Origin of the sequence: uncultured Marinobacter sp. (assembly GCF_963974375.1) — a bacterium.
GTDB lineage: Bacteria > Pseudomonadota > Gammaproteobacteria > Pseudomonadales > Oleiphilaceae > Marinobacter.
The window spans coordinates 1-1,752 of sequence record NZ_CAXBDN010000439.1 but is presented as its reverse complement, the minus strand read 5'-3'; the positions used below and the strand labels follow the sequence as shown (position 1 = coordinate 1,752).

2 protein-coding genes are annotated in these 1,752 nt (G+C 58.6%); both read left to right on the top strand.

What is annotated here, in order from left to right:
• The coding region (locus AAC035_RS21175; RefSeq protein WP_339807100.1) for a hypothetical protein at window positions 1-307 on the top strand (307 nt) is incomplete at its 5' end.
• Between the two features lie 229 nt (window positions 308-536).
• Window positions 537-1,752 (top strand): IS21 family transposase (gene istA, locus AAC035_RS21170; protein ID WP_339807101.1); only part of this gene is annotated, 1,216 nt, incomplete at its 3' end.

The following is a 1,752-nucleotide window of genomic DNA, read 5'->3' as shown; positions in this document are numbered from 1 at the left end:
CGAAAAGCTCCAGTCAAATGTCGATTCGGTTGCTTTTGGACTGTATATCAACGAAATCAAACCAGCTTTCGATAAAGGTTTTCATTCAATTTTTTTTGATAAAAACCGTGGGAACTCTACGCCGAAGCACTTGGCTTCAACTGATCCCTTGGCAGAGGTGCTGATAGCCCTCAAAAATAAGATGCGCCGTATTCTCCCTGAGGTTCCAGGTGGTCAACACTACTTGGCTCAGCACAATGCACCAATATTTGTTCATATTACGAATGGGCAAGGTCGCGACATTGCTGCATATTCCGCCCTATCGTGACCGCCCATTCCGTTTGAACGTGACCGTCTGTTCTGGATGATGGTGACCGCGCATTCCGTTTTATCGTGACCGATTTTGGGCCGTTTTCCGGAATCGCCGGTCACGTTGCCGGAATCATCGGTCACGTTCCCCCGGAATCACATTCAACACGCTGGAATTCTTCAACTTTATTCGGCATACCCTTCTTTTTCATCACGAGGAAGTGCGGATGCCGGCTGCGAGGATTTCCATGCGACAGATCATCGAGGTCTTGCGCCTCAAGTACGAAGTAGGCCTGAGTCACGACCGCATTGCCCGCGCCTGCGGTCTCTCCAAAGGTGTGGTTGGCAAGTACGTCAGCCAGGCCCAGGCGAAGGGCATCACTTGGCCGTTGCCCGAGGATGCTGATGAGGCCTGGCTGGAAGCACGGCTGTTCCCCGTCAAGGCACCGCCCTCACGCTTTGCTGAGCCGGATTACTTCCAGGTTCATCAGGAACTCAAGACCAAGGGCGTTACCCTGCAACTGCTCTGGGCCGAGTACACGGAACGCCACGGCGACAAGGCCTACCGCTACAGCCAGTTCTGCCATCATTACCGGCTCTGGCGGGGGCGGCAACGGCGCAGCATGCGCCAGGTTCACCGGGCCGGCGAGAAGGTCTTTATCGATTACTGCGGACCGACCGTGCCGGTGGTGGACCGGAGCACCGGAGAGATGCGTCAGGCCCAGGTCTTTGTCGCCGTGCTTGGCGCCTCCAGCTACACCTTCGCCGAGGCCACCGGGAGCCAGAGCCTGCCGGACTGGATCGCCTCCCACCAACGGATGCTGACGTTCTTCGGCGGGGTGCCGGCACTGCTGGTTCCGGACAACCTCAAGGCAGCGGTCACCAAGGCGGACCGTTACACCCCGAAGATCAACGAGACCTACGCTGAACTGGCTGCTCACTATCAGACGGCGGTGCTGCCCGCGCGTCCCTACAAGCCCAAGGACAAGGCAAAGGCTGAAGCCGCCGTGCTGTTGGTCGAGCGCTGGATCCTGGCCCGGTTACGGCACCAGACGTTCTTCTCTCTGGCCGAGTTGAACGCCGCCATCGCCGCGTTGTTACCAGCGCTGAACCAGCGCCCGTTCCAAGGACGGACAGAGAGTCGTCAAAGCCTGTTCGATGCCCTCGATCGACCGGCACTACGACCACTCCCCGCCACGCCCTACACCTACGCCGAGTGGCGTAAGGCACGACCGGGTATCGACTATCACATCGGGGTCGAGAAGCGGCTATACAGCGTGCCCCACGCCCTGGTGGGGGTGAAGCTGGACGTTCGGGTGACCGACACCTCCGTGGAGGTGATGCACAAAGGGCAGCGAGTGGCGCTACATACTCGTCATGGTAAGGGCCGCTTCGTCACCCTGACTGAACACATGCCCAAATCGCACCAGGCCCATCAGAACTGGTCACCGGGACGGTTCCTGA